Source organism: Sulfuricurvum sp., assembly GCF_031427015.1.
Classification (GTDB): domain Bacteria; phylum Campylobacterota; class Campylobacteria; order Campylobacterales; family Sulfurimonadaceae; genus Sulfuricurvum.
Map to the genome: position 1 here is coordinate 375,384 of NZ_JASJOW010000003.1, position 20,538 is coordinate 395,921.

Consider the following 20,538-nt stretch of genomic DNA (forward strand, 5'->3'; position numbering starts at 1 on the left):
CATCATGCTGCCTTCAAAGATCGGCGAGTACCCTCGCACTGTATGTCTTCAAATCGATCAAGATACTCGAGATAGGCTATCAAATACTTTCGGCTTAGCCCTGTTTGCGTTTTAGCCAGCTCAATATCGACATATCCATATTCGCTAATCACTCCGCGCAGATACTGCATGGTGTGGGATAGGTGAGGTGCGCTGATAAAAAGGTTGTGTGCCAGTCGGATCACTTTTCCGGCACTGCAGAGCCGTTTCATCGTGTCATCTCCGTGAATACGATCAAGATCGAGACTCTCATAGATCACATACGGTGCATGAGGCGTCCACCCTTGTGTCTCTAAAATACCATAGAGAGACTCTTCCATGTACTGCGGCATATCCTCAATATCACAATGGACACTTCGGTATAACCCTTCACTGAAGATAAGCTCGTCATTCGATTCGAGCTGAGTAAGGAGTTCCTGACAAAGATTGGCAGATGCCCACGTAAACCGTAAATGAAGTGAGTTTTTAGAGAGGAGGGCACGTCTATTTTTTCTATAAATCGCTCGAACATACTCTTTAAGCATCTCTAACGTGCTAGAGGGGTAAAGTACTTTTTCATCATGATCGAGGTATGAATCGGCAACCCCCATAGCTATTTCAAGCGCAGAGGCATGATCCATCCCGAAGCGCTGATAGGCTCCGATCAAACCGAAACCTTTCTTATGAATCTCCATCAGCATGGCAAACGCTTCGGAGAGTTTTTTCTGCTGTAGTAAAAGAAGAAATTCATTTTTTTGTTTTCGTTTCATAGGATCGGCTATGGGATTAAGAACTTCCCCTCCGCCGAGCGTCCCTTGCGCATCACGCAGAATAAATTTTTCACGATACATGGCGTAAATCGGAGTCGTACTTTCAAAAATGGCAATAGCGTAAGAGTCATGTTCGGAGATAATTTTTAACACGACGCTGTGGCGGGCTGAACCTATGTAGAGGGTCGCTTCACTTTGATGTTTCAGGCTTATCCCTTTGAGGGGAGTGATCATGACATCAATCTGCATGAAACCGCGGAGAAAATTAGGGGTACAGAGGATATCTCCCCGTTTAAGATCATGCGATTTGACTCCGGAGAGGTTAAGGGCTATACGCTCATTCGGAAGGGCTGTGGGGACATGGTGTAATCCCGAATGGATCGTTCTGACAATCGCTGAAGTTTTGAGTCGCGGGATCGTGATTTTATCTTTGGTTTTTAACGACCCGCCTAAAACGGTTCCGGTGACAATAGTGCCATAACCGTCTTTGGAAAAACTACGATCTATATAGTAACGAAAATAAGGCTCTTGCGGACGTTGCGGTAAATCATACGTGAAGAGTTTATATTTGAGCTGTTCGTAGGATGAGGGATCATGTCGTCCTACATGGGCAGAAAACAGGCTCTCCAAACCGATATTTTCGATGAGGTTTAAAATATCTTGTTCGACGATTGCCGCAACGCGGGATTCTACCAGATCACATTTGGTTAGAACCAAAATAACACTTTTAACGCCGGCGAGATGAGCCAGTTCGAGATGCTCAATACTTTGTTTACAAATCCCTTCATTAGCCGCGACAATCAGTAGAAGAACGTCGAAACCGAAAACCCCTGCCAAATAGTGTTTGACAAATTTTTCATGTCCGGGAACATCGACTAAAAAGATCCGTTTCTCCTCTTGATCCATCAAGGTAAAGCTGAGATCCATCGTCAAACCGCGCCGTTTTTCTTCGCGGGTCTGATCTCCGTCAAAACCGTTGAGAGCACGAATAAGGGATGTTTTTCCATGATCGACATGTCCGGCGAGACCGACTATAGTGGTTTTCATGGACGCTCCTTCAAAACGGTATTTAAAATTGCACTGACGTGTGAGAGCTCATCATCATCGATACTGCGTAAGTCGAGAAGAACTTTATCTTTTTCGATTCGGGCAATGAGACCTTGGTCACGGAGTGCTTTGATTAAGCGTTCGGCATTTTTAGGGTGATCTTCGATAATCAAGGCGAGACTCTCTAGTAAATGCTGAGGAAGTGATCCCCCTCCTGCATAGGTGGATGTTTTGCCCGTAGAAAGTTTATGTGGGTGCTCAATAGCTGAGAGGATAGCATCAGATTGTATTTGCATCTCACTAAGTGTTTTAGATAAGAGTTTATGGGTTTTGATCGCCTGAGGCCCTTTTTGGATATAACGTGTAAGAGTTTTTTCCAATACGGCCATCGTGAGTTTATCTACTCGAAGCATCCGCAAGAGTTGATTTTTTTTGATGGTATCAATCAACTCTTTTTTTCCGGCAATGATTCCGGCTTGAACCGATCCGAGCAGCTTGTCTCCGCTGAAACTGACCAGAGAAGGGGCATGTTCAAATAACGATTTCGCGCACGCTTCATTGCCTAGATAGGGAGCCTCGAAAAGATTCAAACTGCCGGCATCATAGTAGTCGATAATGTTATTGGACTGAGCAATCGGTATCAGCTCTTCAAACGCTACCTCATGGGTAAAACCGACAACGGAGAAATTGGAGCGATGAACCTTCATCATGATGGCACTCTGCGGAGTGATTGCCGCCGTGTAATCGGAGGCTTTGGTCTTATTGGTCGTCCCTATCTCTTTGAGTAGGGTACCGCTCTCTCTCATCACATCGGGAATTCTAAAGGAACCGCCGATCTCTACCAGTTCTCCTCGCGATACGATCGTCTCTTTTCCTTTGGCGAAGGTATTAAGGATCAAAAAGACGGCCGCCGCGTTGTTGTTCACGACGATGGCATCTTCGCATCCCAGTAGAAACGAGAGTTTTTTAGTCAAATGTCCGTAGCGTTCCCCCCGTTTTCCGCTATCAATATCAAATTCAAGATTACAGTAGCTCCCGATGCTCTCCTGCATTTCATCGAGTATTGATTTTTCGATGGGGCTTCGCCCGAGATTGGTATGCAAAACTATCCCTGTAGCGTTGATGAGAGGAATCAATGAATCATGACACAGCGCATCCAGCCGGGATAAGACTATTTGTACCAAAACGGACTCATCGCTGCCATTTTCGATATCGATTTTACCGTGACGAATCTCTTCAAAGAGTTGACGAGCCAAGAAGGTTAGTGTTTGGCGATTAAGGGTGATAAACTCCGCTCGATCCAAAAATCTTCCCAATTGAGGGATGGCAGGTCTGCTAAGGGTCTCCATCGTAGTACTCCGATACAGGTTAAAAAATATTTAACTTTTATTTAGCTAGAATGGTATTTCGAGATGGGAGGTATGTGACCCTGGTGGGCACCATGGACTTCAAACCCATTGTTCGGGCAGGTGTCTGTTCGAAGGAAGGTTCAATTCCTTCACCTTCTCGCCAACTCCTCTTTACTCTCATTCCACAAAAAACATAAAAGGTTAAAAATATTTTAACCTAATTATCTTATATTTTGCTTGATTTTTCTGTAATATTAAATAAACAATTTTAATATTAATTTAAGCTACAATGAAGAATAATTACAAAACGTAAAAAAATAGTTTACTTATTGCCCAAAAAGATACAGGCTGTATCGCTACACGTTGGCAAAAATCTGATCGTAATAGACGACAAAGGATTTTTATGACCGATTATAGCGCTATGACATACGCCTGTATGTATTTATTAGAAAACTCACCTGATACCGATAAAGATAAACTGATCCGTATTCAACAGAGTGTGGATGACACTTTATTTGATAATACACTTGATTTCTCTTATCCTCTCAATGATCAACATTCTATTGTTCTGATAAACGACGGTACGTACAGTTTAATAGGATCATTAGATGAAGGGTTCAAGGTACAAGTTGTCGATGCTTCTAAAATTGTTCGGATTGAAGGACGTGCCGGCGATTATCATGTAAACGTTCGAGTGGGAAACGAGATCGTTAAATATCCTGCGGCATCTTTGATTTACTGCGGAGATAACAATCCATGGATTAAATACGATGCGATTGAGATTCACGGTAATCTCTCCCGTGCGGCTTCCCAGCTTACTGCCAGAGCAACCAAAAACACCTTCACTAAGAGCCTTCTTTTCACGGAAGGACAATGCGATTACGCTTCCAAAGATACACCTGCCTGCCGTGCATGTCTGGAGAGCTGTGAGTATTCCGCTCTTGTCGAAGATACAGAGGCAAAAACCATCCATTTACGTTTAAGCGACTGTACCGAATGCGGTTCATGTGTTGCGGTTTGCCCATCCGGAGCGATCCAAAATTCCCGTTTTAATGTTGCGGGATTAATTGCAGCGTTGGAAAACAGCGAAGGTTACGGTGTTCTTATCGCAACCGATGCCGACTTGATGAAACTCTCTTCCCCTCTCTACAGCGAAACGGTGATACTCAGCGTTCCGAATTATTCTCTTTTTAATGAACTCTATCTCTCGTTGTTGGTTCTCAAATCAGGGGGAGAGGTTTACTTCCCTGATATGACAACACTGCCGGTATCCACCCAAGCAGCGATTTGTAACGTTAACCGTATCTTCGAACGCTTCGGTGGAGATGTGATCGGCGATATCGTCTCAGCGTCGCGCCATCCCAAACGTTTTGCACCGATTGCTCGACGATTGGACAATATGCCGCTTCGTATGGCGGTGAGCGAAGGGTTGGCATCTCTAAAAGGATATAGCAACAACGTCTATACCTTGCCGAATTCACTTTTCAGTGATCTGTACGTCGATGATAAATGTACTTTGTGCATGGGATGTGCCTATGTGTGCAAAAGCGGTGCATTTCAAGCGCAGCCGGAGAATCAATCTCTGGCTCTTAATCCTGCATTGTGTACCGGATGCGGTCATTGTGAGAGTATTTGCCCTGAACACTCTATTTCTTTGGCACCGGGGCGTTTTAGAGAAGAGGAAACTTATGTAACTTTTTCGGCGGTTGCCAAAGATGACGTCTTTTGCTGTGTCGAATGCGGCAAACCGTTTGCAACGGAAAAAGCCATTGCGAAAGTGGCGGGTATGTTTGCCTCATTGATGTGGGACGATGTTAAAACTCGAACGCTCTATTGCTGCGGCGAGTGCAAACCGAAGTTGATGCTCAAAGATCACTTTGATAATACGGCTAAGGGAGAATATTAATGGAATCGCTTGTTGGCGCTAGAGCCTCAATCTATAGTGTCTTAGGTTCGTTATACCGAAATGAAGGGGTAGAGAAAGATTCAGAATCGATCCTCACGGTACTTCGTGCTGTGAGTGAATCGCCGTTTACCGAGGGGATCAAGGAATACACCGATCGGATGATCACCGCATTGCAAGATCATAAAGACGAGGTAGCGCGGGAAGCGCATGTTTTGTTTAATCTCCCGTTCGGCGATTTTATCAACTCTTCCATGTCGTATTATCATGATCAACGCGAACTCGGGATGCCGACCATTATGACCAAAGAGATTATGTGTGAAGCCGGATACATTAAAGCCGATTTCGTGAGTGTCGGGGAAGATGAAGCCGGTATAGTATTGGGTCTTTCCGCCAGCTTGCTTAACGATGGACATATCCAGTTGCATAAAAAACTCTTCCAAAATGTTATTGAGCCTTATATCGGAGGATTTATCGATGCGCAGTTTAACAGTGATCGAGCTGATTTTTACCAAGAGTGTGCTTCGTTTTTAGCCCTTTTTATCGCATTCGAAAAATCGTATTTTGAATTCTATTTATCTTAGGAAAGGAGGTAACAATGGACACTAACGGACGACGAGATTTTCTCAAACGGTTAGGGATCGGAGGCGTTGTTGCGGCGGGAAGTTTAGGCTTGATCACCGCGACGCATCCCAGTCGCCATCGGGGTGAACACACCGAAGGTGATGGGGTTGCTGTCGGGAATTCCCGCAAAGATGAAACACTCTATACTAAAACGGAATATTGGGACAAATTTTATAAATCTGCCCTCTAATTTTTATGAAAAGGAGAACGAATGAGTCCAAGAAACTCAACGGAATTGTTGAATTCGAAGATGGGACGCCGATCATTTTTAAAAATGGGCGCGCTCACTTCGGTCGGTGCGGTTGCTGTTTGCTCAGCAAGTGAACCGATAGTCAAAGCAACGCCGAGTCAGCTGAAAGAAGCCTATCCGGGTTCAAAAAAAGTGAAAACTATTTGTACCCACTGCTCGGTCGGATGCGGAATTATTGCGGAAGTAAAAGACGGTGTCTGGGTAAGACAAGAGGTCGCTCAAGAACATCCTGTAAGTCTCGGCGGTCATTGCTGTAAAGGTGCCGACCTGATCGATAAAGTACGCTCAACGAACCGTTTGCGCTATCCGACAGTCAAAAAAGACGGTGTCTGGGAACGTATCGGATGGGATGAAGCGCTTGATTCAGTGAGTGCTCAAATCCAAGCTCTACAAAAAAAATATGGACCTGATAGCATCATGATGCTTGGGTCAGCAAAAGTTTCGAACGAACAATCGTACTATATCCGCAAGTTTGCCGCGTTTATGGGAACGAATAATATCGATCATCAGGCTCGTATCTGACATAGCCCTACAGTCGCCGGTGTGGCGAATACACTTGGGTATGGCGGTATGACCAACCATCTGGGAGATATGCAAAATTCGAAAGTCATTTTGATTATGGGAGCTAATCCTGCGGTCAATCACCCTGTCGGAATGCAACACATTCTAAAAGGGAAAGAGAACGGTGCGAAAATTATTTCGATCGATCCTCGATATACGAAAACATCTGCACATGCGGATTTGTTTGCACGTATCCGAACCGGAACCGATATCGCATTTTTATACGGAATGATCCGTTACATTGTTAAAAACAACTTGCATGACAAGCAGTATTTGGATGAACGTGTTTTCGATTGGGAATCCATTGTTGTCGAAGCAGAGCAGTATACGCCGGACGTCGTTGCGAACGTGTGCGGATGTACAGCGGAAAAATTCCTTGAAGTGGTCAAGCTTTTTGCTGAAAACTCTCCGGGTTGTTTGATCTGGAATCAGGGATGGACACAGCATACGATCGGAACCAGTAATACCCGTTTAGGGCCGATTATGCAAATGTTCCTCGGAAATATCGGAAAAGTGGGTGGCGGATGTAACATTCTTCGCGGACATGACAATGTTCAAGGGGCGAGCGACATGGCCAACCTATCCGACATTTTGCCGGGATACTACCCGATCAATGAGGGGTCTTGGAAATATTATTCAGGACAATGGCAAGTCGATTACGAATGGTTAAAAGGTCGATTCAAAACCAAAGAGATGATGGAGAAAAAAGGGTTTGCCCTCTCTACATGGCCTTGGGGAGTTATTGATGATGAGAATGCTGAAAACAATGCAGGAACGCCTCTTAAAGCGTTGATTTGTATCGGTAACGGTATTTCAACCATTACAATGACCCATAAAACGAAAGAAGCATTGGACAAACTCGATTTGGTCGTCTTTATCGATCCGTATGTCAATGATGCGGCGGTTATTACCGATCGTACCGATAATATGTTCTTGCTTCCGGCAGCCAGCCAAGTGGAAAGTTCAGGTTCGGTAGCGGCGACAAATCGCAGTTATCAATGGCGTTCACAGGTTGTCAAACCTCTTTATGAAGCGAAAGAAGACCACGACATTTTATTTGAATTTGCAAAACGTCTCGGGTTCTATGAAGAGTTCACCCGTTCGTTGAAAAACGGCAAACCGAGTTACGAGTGGCCGGAAGATGCGACGAGAGAATTTAATCGTGCCGTTAAAACGATTGGTCTACAAGGGGTAACACCGGAACGTATGAAACGCCAACAAGAGAATTGGGCGCTGTTTGATCCGATTACTCTAAAAGGCTCCGGTGTGGTTGAGGGGGAATATTACGGATTGCCGTGGCCGTGCTGGAGTGATAAACACCCTGGATCTCCGATCATGTACCGAACCGATGTGTCGGTTATGGAAGGTGGTATGGGATTCCGCGCAGGTTGGACCGATAAGGGACCAGATGGCAAACCGGTGGTGGTTGCTGAGAAAAACGGACAAACCCTACTTGCGGTGAATGAACCGGTCGGTTCACGATTTAAAGGGGGACATCTTGAGATTACCGCAGACAATATCGAATCTTTCGGTATCACTCTAACGGCTGAAGAAAAAGAGAAAGTCAAAGGGAAAAACTGGAAAAACGATAATACGTATATTCTGGTTAACAAAGCGTTGGAAGCAGGACTTTGTCCCTACGGAAACGGAAAAGCGAGAGCGCGTGCATGGGATTGGGCTGACCAACTTCCGAAACACCGTGAACCGCTTCACAGCTTCCGTCAGGATTTGGTTGCCAAGTATCCGACGTTTGAAGATAAAAAAGATCACTACCGTACGAACATTCGTTACGCCAGTGAGCAAAATAAACAAAACTGGGTTGCGGATTTCCCGATCAATGTGGTCACAGGACGTATCGTTGAACACATGGGTACGGGAACCGAAACTCGAGCCTCAAAATATTTGGCTGAACTCTCAGGGGAAATGTACGCACATATCCATCCGACACTCGCCAAAAAATATGGGGTTGATAACGGTGACATGATTTGGGTACATGGAACGGGCGAAGGTAAGATTAAAGTGAAGGCGGTCTACAGTTATTCGGTCGCTGAAACGGATATTTTCATGCCGCAAAACTTTTCGGGTCTATGGAGCGGTAAAAGCCTCGTAGACAAATATCCGAAGGGGACTGCACCGTATGCGCTCGGAGAAAACTCGAATCAGGTTACAAGTTACGGGTATGACATTGTCACCGCTTGCCCTGAAACCAAATGTACGCTCGTGCGTATTGAAAAAGCGTAGGGGGGCTGATAAATGTCACGTATGAAATTTTATTGTGACGATTACCGATGCATCGATTGTAACGGGTGTGTCGTCGCGTGTAAAGAAGCGCATGAGATTCCTGTCGGCGTGAATCGCCGACGGGTTATAACCATCAACGAGGGGATCGAAGGTAAACAGAAATCTCTCTCGGTGGCGTGTATGCATTGTTCCGATGCACCGTGCCAAAAAGTGTGTCCGACGGATTGTTTTTATATCCGAACGGACGGGATCGTATTGCATGACAAAGATAAATGTATCGGATGCGGCTATTGCCTTTATGCATGTCCGTTCGGTGCGCCTCAGTTCGGACATGAAGGTATCTTCGGTGTCAAAGGGGTCATGGATAAATGTACCTTTTGTGCCGGTGGACCGGATGAAACGCTCAGTGAGAATGAATTTGAACATTACGGACAAAACCGTATTGCCGAGGGAAAAATCCCGATGTGTGCATCGATGTGTTCAACCAAAGCGCTCATTGCCGGTGATGCCTCTGAAGTCGATAAGATTTATGAGTATCGCACTGCTAAACGCGGTGATAATACATCGTTGAAACCATACGGATGGGAGGCGTACAACAATGGAAAGTAAAACTTTTTGGGAGTGTAATAAAGCCTACATTCTAACGGCACTCGGGCTTGGTGTTGTCGGATTCGTTTTTGTCGGATTTTTGATGATTATGGATTGGGGTTACCTGATCCAATATACGATGCATGCAATGATCGGTGATACCAGCGGTGTACTTACTGCTCCCGCTTCAGAGTTGGAGCAAATGGTGAACGCCGCTTTTGGTCCGGCTTACAATAGCGTTGCTCCTGAAATTATTCGTGCGAGCAATGAGCGACAAGAGTATATCTGGTACGTATTCTTTGCCGAGATACTGATTTTTGTCTTTTTGTATATTAAAAACGGTCGAGTTACGCCGACGATTACACGTCCTAACGACACAGTTCAAGTACTGACACCGTTCCAACGAACGGTGATTTGGCTGAATATCGGGATGATTTCGATACTCGTCTTGAGCGGATTTAATATTACATGGGGTTTACGCTCTGAGGGGGGAGATCTTCCTCGTATCTTGAGAGAATTCCATGAATTAACCGGTTTGGCATGGATCGGTGTTTGGCTCGTCTTTACCGTTATTGCGGCTAAAGATATGAAAGGGTGGAGAAAAAACAGTACTTTCCGCCATTTCTTGCCGGGAAGCTTTAAACCTTCCAAGCGAGTTATCTGGTTTTTCTATGCGGCTATGGGGGCAGCGCTTTGTTTCAGCGGTGCGATGATTATTACATTGCATCCGAGTTCATTGACGCATGCCGATGTCATTCAATTCCGACGTGTATTGCTCTATCTACACTTCGGTGCCAGTGTTTTAATTATGTTCTTTATTCTTGATTTTGTCTACGCCTCGGCGGTTTCAGTCAAAGGATATCTAAAAGGGCTATGGAGTGGTAACTATCCGAGAGAATATCTTGAACAGGTAGCTCCGGATGTATTGGAAGATTTGAAAAAAGCGGGACGTGCATAGCGTCTAGCATTGGTTCGAAGCGGAGGAATTCTCCTCCGCAATTTTATATATAGGGTATCGACATGTCACAAGAAGTTCTTAAAAAATTGATTATCGAAAAAGTGTATCGAAACGGTTCCGTGATGATCGAAGAAGATGAGATTATTGCCGAAGAGCGAATCGACTTTTATCTAAACGGAATGAAACTCCTCTCCGTCATGGGGATCGCACAGGATCAAGATGCCCATATCGTCGGGTTTTTGATGAGTGAAGGGGTTATTACGCATGTGGAAGATATCCATTCTTTAAGAATTTCCGATAACGGTTTATCGGTTTACATTGACGCATCGGTTAATGAAGATAATATTCAGAACCTTTTTAAAGAGAAGACTCTCACCACAGGATGCTGCGTCGGTGTGACGGGAAATGTGGAAGATAAAATCGTCAAAGAGTTTAATCGCTCTACGGTTAGCTATAACGTTGATATGCTGTTTGACGAAGTGGATCGTTTTTACGGCAGCAGTGCATTGTTCCGCCAAAGCGGATGCGTCCATAAAGCACGATTGGTACTGAAAGAGGGTGAAGCGATCGAAGCGGAAGATGTCGGTCGCCATAACGCTATCGATAAAGTGATCGGGAAAGCCAGATTGTCCCGTGCCGATACCCAAGACGCTTTCTTGATCGTAAGCGGCAGACTCTCGATGGAGATGGTTGTCAAATGTGTCATGCACGGTATTACGATGGTGATTTCTAAAGCGGCTCCGACACGGTTGGGGATTAAAACCGCCCAACTTCACGGTATTACATTGATCGGATTCGCACGAGAGGGGAAAATGAATCTCTATACCCACTCCTCGCGCGTCGATACCGCGCATACGGTAATTCAAGCCGATTCGACCCCATGCATCATAGAAGAGGTGTGTGTTGCAGCCTCTTAAAAAGCTCTATTGTCTCGATGTCAACCACGCACCGAGCTTTCAGCCGTTTGATTCCGCACCCATAGGGATACGCTTACGCAGCGGCGACGGTGAAAGTCTTGAACTCTTAAAAAATCTAAATCGCTCCTTTGCATCGGCTTTCGGATATTCCGAAGCGGTGTTTTGCAATTTTTCACCTGCGGCTTTGAGCTTTTTTATCGATCAGGCGGTTCCTTCAAAAGAGATCATTGCCTTCTCTTCAAAACTTCCTCATAATCTCTATCATGCCGGACAATTTCTCGAAAAATCAGGACGCACTGTTCTCTGGATAGAAGCTGATGCCGAGGGGAGACTCAGTGAGGATTCTTTGGCATCGGCAAAAGAGCGCGGAGCTCGCTATTTGGTGTGCAGTGCGGTCGATGAAGATACGTTTTATGTCGAGTCGATGAAAAGAGTTAACCGATATTTTGATATGAAACATCTGATTTTGGATTTGAGCAACGCGTTGAAGCTCGAAAATATCCCCAAAGCTTTTGCCGCATTCGTTTGGGGCTACAAAGTGGGTTCCTTTAAACATTCGGGTATTTTCCTTTGCAGTAAATGTTCCTTTACGGACATGGTTCCCTCTATCGACTTAACGGTGTATGACCATTTTTATCATACGTATATGAAAACGGCAAATGATTCGTATGAGAACATGGGAGAGATACGAGATTGTTTTGTAAAACAGATTACGGAGGCTTTGGGGTGCAGAGTGAAGTTAATGATAAATCCTAGCTTCACTCTGCCGAATTCCTGTTATATCGGATTTGACGGTGTATTTGCCCGAGATTTGATCCGATCTATGGCAATTGAAGGGATTTTTTTAACCAACGGAGAGCTTTGTTCTCTGGGGTTGTCTCAACCCTCACGTATTCTAAAGGTTATGGGATATTCAACGGAAGAAGCCAGCACGGCGATTAGTTTTTCATTTGGAAAAATGACGCAGGAAGAGGTAGAGAGTATCGGTGAAAAAATAATCTATAAATATAGACAGTTGAGAGCAATACTGGTTGATTAAATCATGGGTAAAATATCGGATACAATGATTTTAACTTACTTGGAAAAGTAGCATGTCCCCTTTTCCCTCAAGTGACACTAATTGAAATAGTAGGTATAACAAATATCAAGATGATATGATTTTGAATTTTTTTTGGAGGATTTATTTGAACAATTTGCTTGAATTGATAGATGGAAGCATTAAAAATGGTATTACTAGTGGTAAAACATTAGATGCAATTATATTGATGAGAGGCAGTGATCTAATTAATGCTTTCGAAAAATTCCCATTTTTGCCTATTGAACTTAATTCTGTAGAGAGCTTTCAACTGTTTTTTAATGAATCAGAAAGTAATTTTTGGTATTTAAGTGGGGGTATTTTTCATTTTGTAGCTTATTATGGCTATGATGAAAAATTTCCATTAGGTAGATGCTACTACATCAAACAAAAAGAATTAATCTACTCTATGCAAATTGCTATGAGGTTTTTTAATAATCATGAGAACTTTTTTAAAGATTGTGATATTGACAATCTTGTAGGTGCAAAAACTGCAAATGAAAGAGTTGAAAATTATATTTCCAGAAATAAAAATGATGATAAATTAAAAGCAGTAAAAGGTTTATTTGACGGAAGAAAAGAAAATACAAGCACATCAAATTGCCTTTATTTAAAAACGGAAGGTTGCTTAGTATGCGGAAAAAGAATTACACATCACGTCTCTTCAACTGTAACAAATACTGAGACTGGTATTATGATTGCTTTTTTTACGTGTGATAAACACTTTAAAGAAGTTCAAGCGAAGGAATCTAATATGGATTGGCTTTTTGAACAACTTAAAGTTGAAAATATTTTTCCTACTCAAAAATTAACGCAAGAAGAAATTTATGAAGAAGTAAAGCTGTCAATTGAAGACGGACTTGAATGTATTATCGAAAAGGTAAATGATTCAAAAAAAGAAATTACCTGTAAAAGAATTAAATCAAATTTAAAAATAATATTGCGAATTACTGCTCCTTTTGATTATGCCTATATGTTTTATGACACAAATGGAAAACAAATTTTAAGAATCGATTCTGCAAATCATCACAAAGATAAATTAAAATTTGGACCGGATCATATACATTTAGAGCCTGAATTAGAAAATAGTAATGTTAAAGAGAGCTTTACGACAGGTTTTCTTTATTTTGATTTTAAAGGTATTAAAAATCATATAAATAAATTAGAAAACGAATTTGTTTATGATTTATAATTGTGCTAATTATTCTAAACTTTATCGTTTTTCCCACAACAAAATCATCGTTACATCTTTCAAAATAAACTGACTAATCTTAAAAAATGAAATCTCAATGGAAATAAAGACAGGCTACTTTTTAGCAGAAAAGTGGGATTAGCTATTCAATCTTCATTTCGGAAGAGTGGGGGGCGAGTATAGCTATTTTTAAAATTTCAACAATCCAACCAAAATAATCTCTTCCATTTTAGAACAATCTGTTTCCATGCAATTAATGGATGCTGTAATAAAAGCATCATCATTCAAAGTATCTGCATAATCGATGTATTCGTACCCGTTGTAGGTTACTATCATGTCAAAAAATAACCGTAAGGTTCGACCGTTTCCTTCATTAAACGGGTGTAGAACGATAAGCTCACACATATAATACGCCAACCGCTTTACAAACTCTTCACGTAGTGTTATAGACTCAAAATCTCGTAGATAATTTTCTGCTTCAAGCTGTTTGAAAATATCATGTGAGAAGCTTTCCAAATTCATGTAGGGGCAAAACATACTTGTACCCTTAGAAATATTAACGGTACGATAGTCACCTGCCCACGTGTAGAGTTTTTTAAATAAATGGTGATGAATCGAGGTGAGATAGTTTTTATCGAAAATGGTGTTTTCTTCTAAGGTAGTATGGAAATACTCATAGCTTTGCAAAAGAAGCTCTCGCTCTAACTCATGAATCAGTTGAGAGTTGTGTATGTCGAGTTTATTGATGGGGATGTCGCTGTCTTGGTAGTAAATATGTTCAGAGGGAGGGTAATATTTCATTTATGAGAAAGGATTTTTTTGACTTGATCTTTCACTTCTTTTTTATCGACAGGTTTGTACCCCTCAATCATTTGAGAGACGTTGACTGCTTTAAGTGCTTTTTGTGCTGAAAAGGGAGGTTTGCTCATAGAACTGTCCTTTTTTGGTGCCCTGATTATTTATGTATTTTAGCATAGATAAGAGCTGATGTAAAATGTAATAATTAGTGTGCCCAAGTTGTGCCAAAGTGAGGTATTTTTTAACGACTATTGAGCTTAAAAAATCCCTAAATTAGCCTATGTAAGGCACTACTGCAACACTTTTTTTATTCAAATAGAATACTTTATGTATATTGTTTCAAACAATCGCTTGCAGGGAGAATTTTGAATCAGTGTTTGGTAAGTATATGTGAGAGATTTGAAAAAATTAATGATTTTCTCACACACAGGTCACAAGAGCAAGAGGAGATCGTGACACAACTTTTTCTCGATTTCGTGGAGTGTTTCTCATCGGTGGGTGCAGAAAAACTGGAGTATCCAAAAGAGTTTCAAAAAGATGTGAAATACTTTTCGCAAGGCGAACCGATCATGATGAAACAATTTGAAGATATAGAATTTCGCTATTTGATGTTGAGTGATTTTGTCGATTTTTGCAGGTTGACAAAAAGGTATAAAAATAGGGATCTTTAGCGAAACCTTTTGACATACGCGTGGCAATAGGGCTGTTTGGCATTTTTGACATAGTAGTCTTGATGATAGGTTTCGGCAGGATAAAATACAGAGAGCGGGAGGAGTTTCGTCGCGACCTTATAACCGTTGGCGTTCAGTTCTTTTATCAAAGAGCGGACAATTCGGCGCTCTTTTTCATCGCTTACAAATATGGCGGATAGATACTGCTCTCCGATGTCGGGCCCTTGACCGTCGTGCTGGGTAGGATCGTGAATCTCGAAAAAAGCTTTTGTCAGTGTTTCATACGAGATAAGTGCGGGATCATAGATCACTTCGACGGTCTCTAAATGACCTGTGGTATGACGCACCACCTGTGCATAGGTAGGATTTTTGACATGACCACCCATGTATCCTGATTGTACTTTTTTAACCCCTTTGAGTTTTTCAAGATGATATTCAACACCCCAAAAACACCCTCCTGCATAGTAGGCTTTTGACAAAGTCGAAGCATACACCATCACAGAAGTAAAGATGAGCAGAATCCATAATGATTTCATACTAGGTACTCCAATCGGCTAATAGTGTCATGATGTAAGTTTATTCAATACACCCAAATGCCATATTTGTAATATGGTACTCTTTTGTACTTCTGCTTCGAAATCGAAACAATCTTTTTAGAAAACGTAACATAGGTAACCTTTCATACAAAGAGGATCTCTCTTTGGTGATAAACAGCGTCTGTTTATGAATGAAAGTGATCACGAAAGATCACTTCACCGAACGTATTAAACAGGAGGCATTCTATGACAGGGAATGCAAGTAGTATGCCACTATACGGATGAGAATTTTATAAGCATTTATGATCATTCAAATCTTTTCAGCTAGTTTAATAATTTGACGCTCTAGGAGAGAAAAAATATCACATTTCTTAATGTTTTATAAACAAATGATCGATTTGTATTAAATCTGTGTTATGATTTAAGGAGATATCAAAAAGTAAGTTTAAACCGTACGCTTAGTGCATAAAGCTATGCTTTTCTTTTTAAAAGGAGTCCGATGAAAGCTGTTGTGATGGCAGGGGGATTTGGTACGCGGATACAACCGCTCACGAATTCAATTCCTAAACCGATGTTGCCGATTATGAATCGTCCTATGATGGAACATACTATCGTTAGCTTACGTGATTTGGGGATAAAAGAATTCATTGTTTTACTCTATTTTAAACCTGAAATTATCAAAGATTATTTTAAAGACGGCAGTGCGTGGGGGATCAATATAACCTATGTCGTCCCTGATGATGATTACGGTACCGCAGGGGCCGTGAAACGTGCGCAAGAGCATATCGGAAATGAAAATTTTATTATTATCAGCGGAGATTTGGTGACGGATTTCGATTTCCAAGCCATTTTTGATTACCACACCTCCAAAAACTCAAAACTCACCATTACCCTCACTTCCGTCGAAAATCCTCTCGAATTCGGGGTAGTAATCGCCAACAATGAGGGGAAAATCGAAAAGTTTCTCGAAAAACCGAGTTGGGGGGAGGTCTTTAGCGATACGATCAATACCGGTATCTATATTATCGAGCCAGAAATACTCGATTACATCCCTAATAATGAAAATTTTGATTTTGCTAAAGATCTGTTTCCGATGTTGATGCGCAAAGGGATCGATCTGATGGCGGGGTACGCGCAAGGGTACTGGCGCGATGTCGGAAATCCTGAGAGTTACCGCGATGTGTACGATGATATATTAAGCGGAAAAATCAAACTCCACCTCGGCGGCGAAGCGATCAAATATCCCGACGGTGTTTTAATCGTCGAAGAAGATAATAATATCGATGAGAGTGTTGAAATCATAGGTATCGTTGTGATCGGAAACAATGTCACGATCAAAAAAGGGGTGAAACTCAACAACGTCGTTATCGGTGACAATGTGAGTATCGGCGGATCGTCAAAGGTTTGCAACAGCGTGATTTGGAATGACGTAGAGATCGGGAAAAATGCGAAACTCGACGGTTGCGTTATTTGTAATAACAATAAAATCGGCAAAAATGTAACCGCCAAATCGGGTTTGATTTTAGCGGAAGGGTGTGAAATCGGCGAGTTGGTGACGGTCGAAAAAGATGTCACGATCTGGCCGGATAAAGTGATCGAAGATGCCGCGATTGTCAGCCGAAGCGTGATTTTGGGAAGCAAATATAAAAATTCGATTTTTGAAAACGGATTGGTGATCGGGAAAAGCAATGTCGAGCTTTCGTGTGAAATGGCGACAAAACTCGCAGAAGCGTTCGGTGCGCAGCTTCCTGTGGGATCAACGGTACTTGTCTCCCGTGACAGCGCTAAAAGTTCTCGAATGCTCAAACGGGCGTTTTTAGGAGGATTGCTCTCATCAGGAATGGACGTGATCGATTACGGATCCATCCCCTCGGCGGTCATGCGATGCAGTTTGTCGTATCATGATAAATATTCTGCAGGGGTACATTTCAACCAAAAACTAGATGATCCTACCAGCAGCGTTATTACGTTTTACAATCATGAAGCGCTTCGTATAAATAATGATGTTGCCAAAAAAGTTGAAAAAGCATTTTTCAAAGAGACGTTTCGACGGGTAGACTATTCTCGAATCGGTCAAATTTATCTCTCCGATCATACGAAAGAGTATATAGGGTATAAAAAAGGGATGGAGGAGCTGCTCCAATCGCATATGTTTAAATGTCTCAATTGCCGTATCGCGGTGGATATGATGCACGGCGTCGCATCCGAAGTCTTTCCCGATATTCTCAATGAAATGGGTGTCGATAATATCATGTTTAATGCCCATCCCGACGATCAGCGTCTTGAAAATATCAATACACTGACAAAGCGTTCGTACGAAGATATGAGTGCGGTTATCACCGCGTTGGATTTGGATGCCGGATTTATGATCTATCCGCACGGTCAGAGGCTGGATATTTTATGCGATAAGGGGATTTTGTTGAGCAAACAAGCCTCATTATTTGTGGTCTTAACACTGCTGAACATGGAGGCCAAATCCAAAGAGATGGTGAAGAGGGTATTTCTCCCGACGTGGGCGGCTGATTTCGTCCGATTTGATCATCTTAAAATCGAGCATGGAGAGTACGCCAATTTTAAAAGCGAACAGATGAAACAGTATGATTTGGTTACGACGGGGGAGGGGAATTTCGCTTTTACCGAATTTTCGACCCACCGCGATTCGATGTACGCTACGTTAAAAATTTTGGAAATGCTGGTAAGCCACAGGGTAAAACTCTCGGAACTGATCGATGCGCTTCCTCGATTTTATTATCACTCTTTCCATGTTGAATGCACGCAGTCGAAAAAAGGGAAGATGATGCGGATGTTTCTCGAAGATGCAAAAGGGAAAAAATCATCGACGCTCGACGGGGTAAAAATATGGCTTGATAAGCAAGATTGGATTTTGATGATTCCCGATCAATACAGCGATCGACTCAATCTTTATATACAAGCTAAAAATGAGAGTAACGGGGAGCTGATCCGTCAGACCTACACGGCTAAAATAGAGGAATGGATGCACTCTTAATGGATTCCAAGCTTCTCACACTCTCTTTTTTTTGGCATATGCATCAGCCCGATTATCGCGGAGCGGACGGTGTGATGAGTATGCCGTGGGTTTTTTTGCACGGCATTAAAGATTATTATGAGATGCCGTGGCTTCTAACGCAATACCCGAATCTCAAGGCGACCTTCAATCTCACGGCAACGCTGATGGAGCAGTTGGCACTCTATCGTGATCCGCTTAAATACGATTATTTTTTACAGTTATGGAGTAAACACCCCTCACAGCTGAATGCCCAAGAGCGACAATGGCTCATTAAACTGTGTAAATCAAGTCAATTTGAGACAATGGTGAGACCGATGGCCTCTTATGAATCGCTTTATTGCAAAGCGGAGTACAGCGACGATGAACTGATTAATTTGGAGGTCGTATTTGTCGTGGCATGGTGTGGAAACTATCTTCGCCAAGAAAACAGCGTCGTCAAAGAGATGCTGCAAAAGGGGAAATCTTTTAGCCAAAACGATAAAGAACGTCTTTTAGAGAGCTTGTGCGCTTTTATCCAAACTATTATCCCTTTTTATGCCCGATTACAAAATGAGGGACGAATTTCGGTTTCGACGACTCCCTATTATCATCCGATTTTGCCGTTGTTGATCGATATGGAGAATGCGGTGGCGGCTAATTCGCATACTACCCCTCCCCAAAGAGCTATGTCACTCACGGAGGACGCGCATCAGCATATAGAACGCTCAATCGCGTTGTATTCGCAAAATTTCAACCAAAAACCGAGTGGATTTTGGCCTGCCGAGGGGGCGGTTGATCCTAAAAGTGTGGAACTTTATCGTCAATACGATCTCAAATGGATTGCAACCGATGAAGCGATACTCTTTCGCTCATTAGGCAATGAAGATAGGGGGAACCTTTATAAAACATACGATTACGAGGGGATAACTATCGGATTTCGCGATCACGCTTTGAGCGATTTGATCGGTTTCACCTATCGGTTTAAAGGTGCTGAAGATGCGGCAAATCATTTTCTCAAAAATCTTGAGAGTATTTATGATGAGAACGACAACCCGAGTGTATCTGTAATCGTCGATGGGGAGAATGCCTGGGAGTTTTACGAGAAGAACGGCTTTGATTTTTTTAACGCTTTGTACTCGCGTTTAGAGATGAGTTCATGGTGCAAAACGGCTACAATGGATGAAATAGCCGATACCAAGCGCCACAGTAAACTGGAAAAACTTCATCCCGGAAGCTGGATTCACGGGACGTTTGATACGTGGTCCGGACATCCTCAAAAAAATCGTGCGTGGGAATTGATCTATCAGACCAAACGGGATGTGGAGAACTTTCACGGCTCAGTTAGTGAAGAGACGAAACAGAAAATCGAAGAACACTTTTTAGCTTCGGAATGCAGTGATTGGTTTTGGTGGTACGGTGATGATCATGCGAGTGATTTCGCGAGCGAATTTGATCTGCTGTTTCGGGGGCGCTTGATCGCGATTTACGATTTGTTAGGGATAGCACCCCCTGCAAACCTGTTTCAGGCAATTATCTCAATGAACACCGCTTCTGCGTTTTGGGTGAAACCCTCATCTTCGCTCACACCCGTGATTGACGGGAAATACTCCTCATTTTTTGAGTGGCTCGGATGCGGAAGTATGGATGAGCGAAAGCTCTACTCAACCATGGATAGAGTACGCGGCCCTATCGATATCCTCTATTACGGACATGATAAAAAAGCGATCTATGTCGCGTTTGAGGGGGAGATCGCACAGGTTGATCGACGCGGTTTAAAACTACTGGTAATCCTCGAAGAGAACGGCGAGACGCTGGAGTATGATTTGGAAAATCTAACGTCGCCTGAAAAAGATACGGTAGCTATTGATGAGCGGCTCGAAATTGCGATTTCACGGCTCCATTTCGGTGATATGCGGTTGTTTCATTTACGCTTTGAATTGGTACGCAATACGCAAATAGTTCAGACGATGCCCGGCAACGGCGCATTGTGTATTAATCTGGATGAGCATTATGCCGCCAACTGGTTTGTATAG

17 protein-coding genes and 1 tRNA gene are annotated in these 20,538 nt (G+C 42.7%); 13 read left to right on the forward strand and 5 right to left on the reverse strand.

Annotated features, from left to right (window positions below; genetic code table 11):
- Positions 1-2: 2 nt before the first annotated feature.
- Together selB and selA are read right to left on the reverse strand one after the other, a co-directional pair.
- Positions 3-1,835, reverse strand: a complete 1,833-nt coding sequence (selB, locus tag RMO68_RS07170) for a selenocysteine-specific translation elongation factor (RefSeq protein WP_310440045.1) — start codon at positions 1,833-1,835, stop codon at positions 3-5.
- Complete coding sequence (selA, locus tag RMO68_RS07175) at positions 1,832-3,184, reverse strand: L-seryl-tRNA(Sec) selenium transferase (RefSeq protein ID WP_310440046.1); 1,353 nt, start codon at positions 3,182-3,184, stop codon at positions 1,832-1,834. The genes selB and selA overlap by 4 nt, the downstream gene beginning before the upstream one ends.
- 65 nt (positions 3,185-3,249) lie before the next feature.
- On the opposite strand from selA, the gene RMO68_RS07180 reads away from it, so the two are divergent.
- The 10 genes from RMO68_RS07180 to RMO68_RS07225 all read left to right on the forward strand — a co-directional run bounded on the left by RMO68_RS07180 (position 3,250) and on the right by RMO68_RS07225 (position 13,493).
- A tRNA-Sec gene (locus tag RMO68_RS07180) sits at positions 3,250-3,347 on the forward strand.
- Positions 3,348-3,587: 240 nt separating this feature from the next.
- A complete protein-coding gene (locus tag RMO68_RS07185) occupies positions 3,588-5,090 on the forward strand; it encodes a 4Fe-4S dicluster domain-containing protein (RefSeq protein ID WP_310440047.1) in 1,503 nt (500 codons plus the stop codon).
- Complete coding sequence (locus RMO68_RS07190) at positions 5,090-5,671, forward strand: molecular chaperone TorD family protein (protein WP_310440048.1); 582 nt, start codon at positions 5,090-5,092, stop codon at positions 5,669-5,671. Before RMO68_RS07185 ends, RMO68_RS07190 begins: the two co-directional genes overlap by 1 nt.
- 14 nt (positions 5,672-5,685) lie before the next feature.
- The gene (locus RMO68_RS07195; protein WP_295011823.1) at positions 5,686-5,901 is read left to right on the forward strand and encodes a twin-arginine translocation signal domain-containing protein; all 216 of its coding nucleotides are present in this window, start codon (positions 5,686-5,688) and stop codon (positions 5,899-5,901) included.
- A 21-nt stretch (positions 5,902-5,922) separates the two neighbouring features.
- Positions 5,923-8,763, forward strand: a complete 2,841-nt coding sequence (locus RMO68_RS07200; protein WP_310440049.1) for a molybdopterin-dependent oxidoreductase — start codon at positions 5,923-5,925, stop codon at positions 8,761-8,763.
- Positions 8,764-8,775: 12 nt separating this feature from the next.
- Entirely contained in the window at positions 8,776-9,372 is a 597-nt protein-coding gene (gene fdh3B / locus RMO68_RS07205) for a formate dehydrogenase FDH3 subunit beta (protein ID WP_295011819.1), read from the forward strand.
- Complete coding sequence (locus RMO68_RS07210; protein WP_310440050.1) at positions 9,362-10,309, forward strand: cytochrome b/b6 domain-containing protein; 948 nt, start codon at positions 9,362-9,364, stop codon at positions 10,307-10,309. Before fdh3B ends, RMO68_RS07210 begins: the two co-directional genes overlap by 11 nt.
- A gap of 62 nt (positions 10,310-10,371) precedes the next feature.
- The gene (gene fdhD, locus RMO68_RS07215; protein ID WP_310440051.1) at positions 10,372-11,226 is read left to right on the forward strand and encodes a formate dehydrogenase accessory sulfurtransferase FdhD; all 855 of its coding nucleotides are present in this window, start codon (positions 10,372-10,374) and stop codon (positions 11,224-11,226) included.
- Positions 11,210-12,265 (forward strand): hypothetical protein, encoded by a 1,056-nt coding sequence (locus tag RMO68_RS07220; protein ID WP_310440052.1) that lies wholly within the window; start codon positions 11,210-11,212, stop codon positions 12,263-12,265. The genes fdhD and RMO68_RS07220 overlap by 17 nt, the downstream gene beginning before the upstream one ends.
- Positions 12,266-12,410: 145 nt before the next feature.
- Positions 12,411-13,493, forward strand: a complete 1,083-nt coding sequence (locus RMO68_RS07225) for a DUF6516 family protein (protein ID WP_310440053.1) — start codon at positions 12,411-12,413, stop codon at positions 13,491-13,493.
- Between the two features lie 189 nt (positions 13,494-13,682).
- Here RMO68_RS07225 and RMO68_RS07230 read toward each other — a convergent pair whose 3' ends face one another.
- Both RMO68_RS07230 and RMO68_RS07235 read right to left on the reverse strand, forming a co-directional pair.
- Positions 13,683-14,294, reverse strand: a complete 612-nt coding sequence (locus RMO68_RS07230) for a Fic/DOC family protein (RefSeq protein ID WP_310440054.1) — start codon at positions 14,292-14,294, stop codon at positions 13,683-13,685.
- On the reverse strand, positions 14,291-14,422 hold the full coding sequence (locus tag RMO68_RS07235) for a hypothetical protein (protein ID WP_291750889.1): 132 nt from the start codon (positions 14,420-14,422) through the stop codon (positions 14,291-14,293). Before RMO68_RS07235 ends, RMO68_RS07230 begins: the two co-directional genes overlap by 4 nt.
- A 321-nt stretch (positions 14,423-14,743) precedes the next feature.
- Between RMO68_RS07235 and RMO68_RS07240 the strand changes: the two genes are divergently transcribed.
- On the forward strand, positions 14,744-14,962 hold the full coding sequence (locus tag RMO68_RS07240) for a hypothetical protein (RefSeq protein ID WP_310440055.1): 219 nt from the start codon (positions 14,744-14,746) through the stop codon (positions 14,960-14,962).
- Here RMO68_RS07240 and msrA read toward each other — a convergent pair.
- Positions 14,959-15,498 (reverse strand): peptide-methionine (S)-S-oxide reductase MsrA, encoded by a 540-nt coding sequence (msrA, locus tag RMO68_RS07245; protein ID WP_310440056.1) that lies wholly within the window; start codon positions 15,496-15,498, stop codon positions 14,959-14,961. The two genes, RMO68_RS07240 and msrA, sit on opposite strands and share 4 nt — an antisense overlap.
- Before the next feature lie 499 nt (positions 15,499-15,997).
- Here msrA and RMO68_RS07250 point away from each other — a divergent pair, with 499 nt between their 5' ends.
- Positions 15,998-18,505 carry a sugar phosphate nucleotidyltransferase gene (locus tag RMO68_RS07250; protein ID WP_310440057.1) on the forward strand — a complete coding sequence of 836 codons (2,508 nt, stop codon included), beginning with the start codon at positions 15,998-16,000 and terminating at the stop codon, positions 18,503-18,505.
- Positions 18,490-20,538 carry a glycoside hydrolase family 57 protein gene (locus RMO68_RS07255; RefSeq protein ID WP_310440058.1) on the forward strand — a complete coding sequence of 683 codons (2,049 nt, stop codon included), beginning with the start codon at positions 18,490-18,492 and terminating at the stop codon, positions 20,536-20,538. Before RMO68_RS07250 ends, RMO68_RS07255 begins: the two co-directional genes overlap by 16 nt.

Coding starts and splice junctions, on each gene's coding strand:
- RMO68_RS07255 (WP_310440058.1), top strand. CDS start 18,490: ATGGATGCACTCTTAATGGATTCCAAGCTTCTCACACTCTCTTTTTTT.
- RMO68_RS07235 (WP_291750889.1), bottom strand. CDS start 14,422: ATGAGCAAACCTCCCTTTTCAGCACAAAAAGCACTTAAAGCAGTCAAC.
- selA (WP_310440046.1), bottom strand. CDS start 3,184: ATGGAGACCCTTAGCAGACCTGCCATCCCTCAATTGGGAAGATTTTTG.
- RMO68_RS07250 (WP_310440057.1), top strand. CDS start 15,998: ATGAAAGCTGTTGTGATGGCAGGGGGATTTGGTACGCGGATACAACCG.
- RMO68_RS07195 (WP_295011823.1), top strand. CDS start 5,686: ATGGACACTAACGGACGACGAGATTTTCTCAAACGGTTAGGGATCGGA.
- fdhD (WP_310440051.1), top strand. CDS start 10,372: ATGTCACAAGAAGTTCTTAAAAAATTGATTATCGAAAAAGTGTATCGA.
- RMO68_RS07190 (WP_310440048.1), top strand. CDS start 5,090: ATGGAATCGCTTGTTGGCGCTAGAGCCTCAATCTATAGTGTCTTAGGT.
- msrA (WP_310440056.1), bottom strand. CDS start 15,498: ATGAAATCATTATGGATTCTGCTCATCTTTACTTCTGTGATGGTGTAT.
- fdh3B (WP_295011819.1), top strand. CDS start 8,776: ATGTCACGTATGAAATTTTATTGTGACGATTACCGATGCATCGATTGT.
- RMO68_RS07185 (WP_310440047.1), top strand. CDS start 3,588: ATGACCGATTATAGCGCTATGACATACGCCTGTATGTATTTATTAGAA.
- RMO68_RS07210 (WP_310440050.1), top strand. CDS start 9,362: ATGGAAAGTAAAACTTTTTGGGAGTGTAATAAAGCCTACATTCTAACG.
- selB (WP_310440045.1), bottom strand. CDS start 1,835: ATGAAAACCACTATAGTCGGTCTCGCCGGACATGTCGATCATGGAAAA.
- RMO68_RS07230 (WP_310440054.1), bottom strand. CDS start 14,294: ATGAAATATTACCCTCCCTCTGAACATATTTACTACCAAGACAGCGAC.